The sequence below is a fragment of the Mordavella massiliensis genome, from assembly GCF_016902415.1.
Lineage (GTDB): Bacteria > Bacillota > Clostridia > Lachnospirales > Lachnospiraceae > Merdimonas > Merdimonas faecigallinarum.
In genome coordinates this window covers 1-8,242 of record NZ_JACJLV010000065.1, presented here as the reverse complement: position 1 = coordinate 8,242, position 8,242 = coordinate 1, and the positions used below count along the sequence as shown (strand labels likewise).

The window sequence follows — 8,242 nt, the reverse complement described above, 5'->3', positions numbered from 1 at the left end:
CTGTAGGAACCTTCCGCCAGTTCCACGCCCTCAATCTCTTCAAATGCTTCGATGTCATCCTCCGTAATTCCCAGAGTGCTGATCACCTCCAGATCCATCAGATCCGCGCCGTCAAAATAAGCGTCTCCCGTGATCCGCATGGACGGCTCTGATGCCCGGATACCGGAAAAAAAGGCCACGCCCATGGCCACAATGAAAAAAATGGACAGAAAACGCCCGGGACTTTTACGGATTTCTCTATAAAAATTCTTCTGCGTTGCTTTTCTGTCCATCTATGCTACCCCTGTTTCTTTATTTACCACTCGATCGTCTCCACCGATACCGGATGTTCATTCTCAATGATCCTTTCCACCCTGCCGTTCTTGATATGGATCACCCGGTCCGCCATCGGCGCGATCGCCGAATTGTGAGTGATCAGGATCACCGTCATCCCCCGCTCCCGGCAGGTATCCTGCAAAAGCTTCAGAATCGCCTTTCCGGTATTATAATCCAGCGCACCGGTAGGCTCGTCACACAGCAACAGCTTGGGATTCTTCGCAAGAGCCCTTGCGATGGATACCCTCTGCTGCTCTCCCCCGGACAGCTGAGCCGGGAAATTCTTCATCCGGTCTCCCAGACCAACTTCCTTCATCACCGTCTCCGCGTCCATGGGATCCTTGCAGATCTGCAGAGCCAGTTCCACATTCTCCAGCGCCGTCAGGTTCGGCACCAGATTATAAAACTGAAAGACAAATCCAATGTCATTCCGCCGGTATGCCGTCAGCTGCCTGGGCGAATATCTGGCGATATCTTCTCCGTCCACCAGAACCTCCCCTTCCGTAGCGGTATCCATGCCTCCCAGAATATTCAGCACAGTCGTCTTGCCCGCGCCGCTGGGGCCTACCACCACAGCAAATTCACCGCGCCGGATCTCAAAATCGATCCCCGCCGCGGCCATGATCTGGACTTCGCCCATCTGATATATTTTCTTCACATTTTTTAATGCGACAAATCCGTCCATAAGCACCCTCCGAAGCCTTCTGATTCGTTATTGTCATTATAGCATTTCTCCCTGTAATTGGAAATCCGCATTTCTAAAAGAATTGTGAAAATTTTCCGAAAAAAAGAGACCGCTGCCAGGCGTCATCCTGACAGCGGTATTTCTCATTCTTTATTCTTTTCCGTTGAAGCAGTAGGTACATACCTTGCACGGATCAATGCCGATGGAGGCCAGAAGGTCGTCCAGGCGGTGATACCGGAGCGTGGTAAAGTTCTGCTGCTTGCGGATATCCTCGATCATCTGCGCATAGCGGCAGGTGCAGGGATTGGCGTACTCGTCCAGCACCTCCTGGGAGCAGTTCTCTCCCTCTCTCTTGCGGATCATCTGTCTTGCGATCAGCTCCATCTCGGATTTGGACCGGGAGAAGTTCAAATATTTACATCCGTACATGATCGGCGGGCAGGCCGGGCGCACATGCACCTCTTTTGCTCCGCTCTGATACAGAAATTCTGTTGTCTCCCGCAGCTGGGTTCCGCGGACGATGGAATCATCGATCAGAAGCAGCTTCTTATTTTCAATCAGCGCGTGTACCGGGATCAGCTTCATCCGGGCGATCAGATTTCTCTGGCTCTGATTGGTCGGCATAAAGGATCTCGGCCAGGTAGGCGTATATTTGATAAACGGTCTCGCGTACGGGATTCCTGATTCATTGGCATAGCCGATGGCATGGGCGATACCGGAATCCGGAACACCTGCCACCACATCCGGGTGTACAGAATCTCCATCCCGCTTTGCCAGCATGCTTCCGCATTTGTAGCGCATTTCCTCTACATTGACCCCTTCATAAGAGGAGGTCGGATATCCGTAATAAACCCACAGGAAAGAACAGATCTTCATCTCTTCTCCCGGCGCGCCTACGGTCTCCACTCCTTCCGGCGTCACATAAACGATCTCTGCAGGTCCCAGTTCCTTGTAATCCGTGTATCCCAGATTGATATAGGCAAAGCTTTCAAAGGAAATGCAGTAGCCGTCGCTCTTTCGTCCGATCACCAGCGGGGTTCTTCCGTATTTATCCCTCGCCGCATAGATCCCTTCCCCTGTCATCACAAGCAGGGTCACCGATCCGTCTACAATCTCCTGGACATAGCGGATCCCTTCTACGATCGTTGGCTTCTCGCAGATCAGGGCGGCGATCAGTTCCGTCACATTGACCTGTCCGCTGGTCATCTCCTGGAAATGAGAATGCTCTCCTTCATAAAGCTGCTTTAACAGTTCGTCATAGTTATTTACTTTTCCAACCGTTGTGATCGCGAAGCTTCCCAGATGAGACTGGATCAGAAGCGGCTGCGGTTCAAAATCGGAAATGCATCCGATTCCCAGATTGCCCTTCATTTCCGCCACGTCATGGTCAAACTTGGTACGGAACGGAGAATTTTCAATATTGTGGATCGCGCGGTTGAACCCTTCCTCGCCGTGGGTCGCCATACCGCCCCGTCTGGTTCCCAGATGGGAGTGGTAATCCACGCCGTAAAAAAGTTCCAGTACACAGTCTCGTTTTGATGCTACACCAAAAAAACCACCCATTTGCTGATCTCTCCTTTTTATTTGCTTTTCATAAATTCATTTTTTCATACCCATGCATTGTAGCACATGTCTCAAGAATTTGTCTATACCATCTCTTGCAGGTTTTGGCATCAGTAGATTTCATAAAATGCGAAATAATCCGTATCTTTGATAATTTCGCTGGGCGTAAGCGAGATCGTCACGCCCTCTCCGCAGGTGACTACCGCATGCTCCGGCAGCACCAGATTGCAGTATCCGGTTCCGCCGTAGCCGTCATCGGCCAGGTAATAATTCCTCTGTTCCCACAGTTCTCCCTGCTCGTCATAGATCTCAACCACGATCTCTCCGCTGCCTTCCTTCAGTTCCATATCATAAACGCCGGGAAGGAACTCCCCGCCTGCTTCGGATGTTCCTGTCAGGGTGTAACTTTCTGTCAGCGGGTTCGCCATATTTTCTATGGGGAACTGTGCGTTCTGTGTGCGCAGAACGACCGGGCCGCGTGCATCGATCTCCACCTGGGAGCCTTCATACAGCCTGAGGTCATCCAGATAATTTTCCCCGTCTTTTCCCTCATATTCATAGAGATAAAGATTCAGTTCCGAATTGTGGACGCTCACCACGTCAAACTCGTCCTCTGTCTCCGCCTGATACACGCCTTCGGGAATGTGGACGCCCACAATATAGAGCCCGGAAGTCAGAGTGTATTCCGCACTCTCTCCGGTCTCCGGGATCCCCTTTGTGATACTTTCATAAGGATCTCTGTCGTCTACCTCGTAGCTTTCCTCATAACTGTATCCCTCGTCCGTCTTCCCGGCGATCTTCTCCTGTATCAGCGGAATCACCGTATCCCCGATCACATTCAAAACAACGATCACCACGATGATGATGCTGATCCATCCGATGCATCCCCGTTTCTTTCGCACCTTCTGTCCGCTGCCGGGAGCCGGCTGATAGACCGGCGGCCGGTAACTCTGAGACGGGCCGGTCTGCGTTCTGCCGCCAGGAGCCTTGTTCCCGGAAGCCTTCTGCATTCTTTCTTTCACCGGCGGCTTTGTCTCCTCCGTATGGACATGCGTCAGCGGCTGACCATCGCAGCTGCTCTGATTGACCCGATAATTCTTATCATTCTTCTTATTATCCAGTCCGCATTCTTTACAAATGCCGTTACTGTCTAATTTTCCGCCGCATAAGGTACATCTCTTTCCAAACATCCTTCTACCTCCTGCTCTTTTCCGGCTGTTCCTGCCCTCTGTCCTCATTATACAACACACCGGAAGCCTGTGTATACATCGAAATTTGACTGCACAGCCCTTCCAGGTGCTCGTTCATCCCGGCCTGCAGTTCTTCATCCGTCATGGCAACCAGCACGTCGCCCATCTGCAGCGTCGTCATGCCTCTGGGGATCAGTTCCTTTGCGCCCCGCTGCACGGCTACGATCAGGCAGCCTTTTGGCCACTCCACATCCGCGATCCGCGCGCCGTCCAGGGCGCTCCCTTTTTCTACCACGTACTCCAACAGCACCTTCTGTCCGTGCACATAAGCCTCCTGCCCCTCTCCCCGGGCAAGGAGCCGCTCCAGCAGGCTCTCATAAATGGGCCTGGAATGCAGCAGAGTGGCGGTGATATAAGCGGTCACAGATACGATAGATAAGGAGAGCATCTGGCTTAAAGAGCCTGTCATCTCAAAGATCAGGATGATCCCGGTCAGCGGCGCCCGCACGATGGCCGCAAAATATCCGGCCATGGCCAACAGGACAAAGTTATTCATATACACCGGATCCATACCAAGAAGCTGGATCACCGCCTGGGCATAAGCGCCTCCTGTCAGTCCGCCGATCACCAGCAAGGGAAAGAAAATGCCGCCCGGCGCGCCGGAGCCAAAGCTGACAGCCGAGAAAAGAAACCGGCCGACCAGCAAAAACAGAATCGCGCCCATCGTCATCTGGGTATTCGTCAGCTCTTCGATCAGACTGTGGCCTGTACCCAGAAGTTCCGGAGCGGTAAATCCCAGAACCCCCGCGCACAAAAAGGGAATCAGCAGTTTCCTGGTCTGACCGGCCGGGCCAATGCTCCGGTACCAGGACTGTACCTTCAGGGTGAACCAGTTATAACCAGCCCCGAACACGCCCAGGATCACTCCCAGCCCCACGATCAGGGCATAGTGTTCTGGCGGCAGCACCTGCAGGATCTCAAACTGAAAAACCGTATCTGTTCCCGTCACCGTGGAACATAAGAAATCCGCCGTCAGCGCCGAGGTCATGGCAGACACCAGCACAGACGCAGAGAAATTTTTATGGACCTCCTCCAGGGAAAACATCACGCCCGCCAGCGGCGCGTGAAAAGCAGCGGCAAGCCCTGCGCTGGCGCCGCAGGTCAGAAGAAACTTCTCCTCTGTCTTTCCCCGGTACAGCCCTTTGGATACGGCCTGGCCCACCATGGCTCCAAGCTGGATCGACGGGCCTTCCCGTCCCAGCGCCAGACCGCCGAAAATGCTTAAAAATCCGCCCAGAAACTTCGCAGGGATCACCCGGTACCACTTCTGGGAAAGTTTCCCTACCATTTCCCCTTCCAGCTGCGGGATGCCGCTGCCGGAGATCATCGGCTCAAAGGCAACCAGCTTCCCCACGATCCACGCCAGCAGAGCCAGGACGGCAAACCATCCGGCCATCCAAAGCGGCCGGCCTTTTGCAGCATCCAGAATCTGATGCATCCAGACCCCTGCGTATTCCAGCGCCATACGGTAAAGGAGCACCACAAATCCGGCGATCCCTCCCACGATCAGCCCTTCCCCGATCAGCAGGACCTGGAACCGTTCCGCCCGCTTCAGAAGTCTGGACGTATTCGTTTTCATAACTCCTCTCCCCCGCAAAGCCTGCAGCTCATCTCATACCACTGTTCTCCTCCCCATACAGAGCCGGAGATACCAAGATTCTCAAAGCCCATTTTTTCATACATCTTTATCTTGCCTTCCAGGCAGGTCAGGATGACCGTCTCTCTCCCTCTCTGCCATTCCCGGCTAAGATACTGGTACATCAGCTCTCTTGCCAGCCCCTGTCCCCGGTAAGCAGGAAGCACATCCAGCCCCAGGAGCATGATGTTTCTGCCCTTGGGATCATGAAGCGCGGCGTCCTTGAAAAATTCATCTCTGAGAGCCTCTTCGTCCGTGGCAAGCCCGTTCAAAAATCCGGCCAGCCGCCCGGTCTCCCGGTCTGCAGCCACCAGAAAGAAATCCGGCGCCGCAGCCACCCGCTCTTTCATCATCTTCGCAGAACACGCCTCATTCGGCGGAAAACAGATCTCCTCAATCTTCGCCGCCTGATCCGCCTCCTCCGGACGGATATACCGGAATGCAAACCGATGATGTAAAGACGGATCTATAAATTCCTGTTCAAAATCAGCTTTTCTCTTCATGTTGTCCTCTTCCTTCGTTAATGGTACTTTTGTCATCACTTTCAAGGATAACACAGAACCGCCCCGGTTGCGAACCATTTTTGAAATCTCCGGGGAAATCCCGGCCTTCCGTCTTGCCCCGCGGCGCATTTTCCACTATAATGTGAGTAGCTGTAAACGGATTTACAATTGATACGAAAAGGAGAGAAGAACCATGGATAACAACAAACGTCCGAACGATATGATCCGGATCACGACAGAAGAACTGGCTGCCGCCTTTATCGAAGAACAGGTGCAGGCGATCCAGGAGCAGGTGGGAGACAAAAAGGTACTGCTGGCCCTGTCCGGCGGCGTAGATTCCTCCGTTGTTGCCGCCCTGCTGATCAAGGCCATCGGCAAACAGCTGGTATGCGTCCATGTCAACCACGGCCTGCTGCGTAAAGGCGAGCCGGAACAGGTCGTTCAGGTATTCCGGGACGAGATGGACGCCAATCTGGTATACGTAGACGCCATCGACCGGTTCCTTGACAAACTGGAAGGCGTAGAAGAGCCGGAACAGAAGCGCAAGATCATCGGCGCAGAGTTCATCCGCGTCTTTGAGGAAGAGGCCAGAAAACTGGAAGGCATCGAATTCCTGGCACAGGGCACGATCTACCCGGATATCCTGGAGAGCGACGGCGTAAAAGCCCACCACAACGTAGGCGGTCTGCCGGAAGACCTGCAGTTTGAACTGGTAGAGCCATTAAAACTGCTCTATAAAGACGAGGTGCGTGTTGTCGGCAAGGCCCTCGGCCTGCCGGACGGCATGGTGTACCGTCAACCCTTCCCGGGGCCGGGACTTGGCGTGCGGTGTCTTGGCGCTATCACCAGAGACCGCCTGGAAGCAGTCCGCGAATCTGACGCCATTCTTCGGGAAGAGTTCGCAAAGAACGGCCTGGAAGGAAAAGTATGGCAGTACTTCACCATCATCCCCGACTTCAAGTCAGTGGGCGTCAAGGAAGGCAAGCGTTCCTTTGAGTGGCCGGTGATCATCCGCGCCGTGAATACGAAGGACGCCATGACAGCTACGGTAGAAGACGTGCCGTTTGCCCTGCTGCAGCACATCACAGACCGGATCACACACGAGGTGCCGGGCGTGAACCGGGTGTGCTACGATCTGACGCCAAAGCCGACCGGAACAATCGAGTGGGAATAGGACCCTAAAGCCCCACCTGTATCAATGACCCGCTAGAATAAAAAATGCATGCCTGTCGTGGTATGCATTTTTAAATGATTTAAGATACTCCTTTTCGTTACTTCGCCGGGTTTGCCCCCGCCAGCCACCTCTTCACCTGTTCAAGGCTCTCACCTACCGCACTGGCGATCTGCTCTGGCGTCAGCCCCATCCGCGAAAGATTCAAAGCGGTAGAGTGGGCTTTTCTCTCCTCGCCAATCTTCCTGCCTTGCTCCTCGCCAATCTTCCTGCCTTGCTCCTCGCCAATCTTCCTGCCTTGCTCCATGATTTTTTCCGATACTTCACACATGATATCCACGCCTCCTTCTTCTCTTTTCAGATAACGCACCCGTTTCGATAATTCTCCCTCACTGTCATCATCCGGATCCGCCGTCTTAAAGTACTTCATCAGTTTGGCGATCCGGGATCCGTCATCTACTGCCGCATTCACAAAAAAGATATGCACTCCGTCATCATACGGAAGCCCTGTACTGCCAAGTTCCTTCTCTACCGGATAGATTACTTTTCCGCAGTGATAAATGTCTTTTTCGCTGATGTAAAAGTGGATCCTGTCCGGCAGTTCCTCATACTTCGCCCCTTTTTCCAGAAACTCCGCGTCTATCAGCGATCCGATATACCGTATCCTTTTCGGCGGATCGATCTCATCCTTCCGCTGGATCTCGATGTGATACAGCTTCCCTTTCTCCGTCTCTGCCAGCGCGTCAAGCCGTACGGAATGGGTTTTAATCCGGGAGATGGTATACTGTGTCCGCACCACCTTTACCTCCAGATCGTCGATGCCTGTCAGGATCCGGAGTATATGCTGACACGCCGGAACGTCTTCCAGCGCCACGGACATGAATACATCACTTAAGAGATTGAACGACTGAATCTCCCGGATCCGCTCCTCTGTCTCATCCAAAACTTCCGCAATTTCTGAGATGCTCATTCCTCTGGACAGATTCTTCTGCACCTGCCTGCGCAACAGATGCTCTTCACCCTCTGCAAGCCCGATACGCCGGCCTTTCTCAATCCCGGCCTCACGCTCCTGCTGCATATGCCTCTCCTGATCATATTCAAATATACTCATCGCTCTCG

7 protein-coding genes and 1 pseudogene are annotated in these 8,242 nt (G+C 53.4%); 1 reads left to right on the top strand and 7 read right to left on the bottom strand.

Annotated features, from left to right (window positions below; translation table 11 throughout):
* The 6 genes and pseudogenes from H6A13_RS12075 to H6A13_RS12050 form a co-directional block, all read right to left on the bottom strand.
* Positions 1 to 272: pseudogene (locus H6A13_RS12075) on the bottom strand (ABC transporter permease); the annotation flags it as partial.
* 23 nt (positions 273 to 295) lie between these two features.
* Complete coding sequence (locus H6A13_RS12070) at positions 296 to 1,000, bottom strand: ABC transporter ATP-binding protein (RefSeq protein ID WP_204909804.1); 705 nt, start codon at positions 998 to 1,000, stop codon at positions 296 to 298.
* A 150-nt stretch (positions 1,001 to 1,150) separates the two neighbouring features.
* Positions 1,151 to 2,563, bottom strand: coding sequence for an amidophosphoribosyltransferase (locus tag H6A13_RS12065; RefSeq protein WP_204909803.1), 1,413 nt, complete (start codon positions 2,561 to 2,563; stop codon positions 1,151 to 1,153).
* Between the two features lie 110 nt (positions 2,564 to 2,673).
* Positions 2,674 to 3,753, bottom strand: coding sequence for a hypothetical protein (locus H6A13_RS12060; protein WP_204909802.1), 1,080 nt, complete (start codon positions 3,751 to 3,753; stop codon positions 2,674 to 2,676).
* Between the two features lie 4 nt (positions 3,754 to 3,757).
* The gene (locus tag H6A13_RS12055; RefSeq protein ID WP_204909801.1) at positions 3,758 to 5,392 is read right to left on the bottom strand and encodes a ClC family H(+)/Cl(-) exchange transporter; all 1,635 of its coding nucleotides are present in this window, start codon (positions 5,390 to 5,392) and stop codon (positions 3,758 to 3,760) included.
* Positions 5,389 to 5,952, bottom strand: coding sequence for a GNAT family N-acetyltransferase (locus H6A13_RS12050; RefSeq protein WP_204909800.1), 564 nt, complete (start codon positions 5,950 to 5,952; stop codon positions 5,389 to 5,391). Before H6A13_RS12050 ends, H6A13_RS12055 begins: the two co-directional genes overlap by 4 nt.
* A 220-nt stretch (positions 5,953 to 6,172) precedes the next feature.
* Between H6A13_RS12050 and guaA the strand changes: the two genes are divergently transcribed.
* On the top strand, positions 6,173 to 7,126 hold the full coding sequence (gene guaA / locus H6A13_RS12045; RefSeq protein WP_420827234.1) for a glutamine-hydrolyzing GMP synthase: 954 nt from the start codon (positions 6,173 to 6,175) through the stop codon (positions 7,124 to 7,126).
* A gap of 97 nt (positions 7,127 to 7,223) precedes the next feature.
* On the opposite strand, the gene H6A13_RS12040 is transcribed toward guaA, so the two are convergent.
* Positions 7,224 to 8,242: PD-(D/E)XK nuclease family transposase (locus H6A13_RS12040; RefSeq protein ID WP_204909798.1), on the bottom strand; the 1,019-nt coding region annotated here is incomplete at its 5' end.

What these genes read in the sequence shown, in the direction of transcription:
- H6A13_RS12060 (WP_204909802.1), bottom strand. Translation starts at nt 3,753, where the DNA reads ATGTTTGGAAAGAGATGTACCTTATGCGGCGGAAAATTAGACAGTAAC.
- H6A13_RS12065 (WP_204909803.1), bottom strand. Translation starts at nt 2,563, where the DNA reads ATGGGTGGTTTTTTTGGTGTAGCATCAAAACGAGACTGTGTACTGGAA.
- H6A13_RS12070 (WP_204909804.1), bottom strand. Translation starts at nt 1,000, where the DNA reads ATGGACGGATTTGTCGCATTAAAAAATGTGAAGAAAATATATCAGATG.
- H6A13_RS12055 (WP_204909801.1), bottom strand. Translation starts at nt 5,392, where the DNA reads ATGAAAACGAATACGTCCAGACTTCTGAAGCGGGCGGAACGGTTCCAG.
- guaA (WP_420827234.1), top strand. Translation starts at nt 6,173, where the DNA reads ATGATCCGGATCACGACAGAAGAACTGGCTGCCGCCTTTATCGAAGAA.
- H6A13_RS12050 (WP_204909800.1), bottom strand. Translation starts at nt 5,952, where the DNA reads ATGAAGAGAAAAGCTGATTTTGAACAGGAATTTATAGATCCGTCTTTA.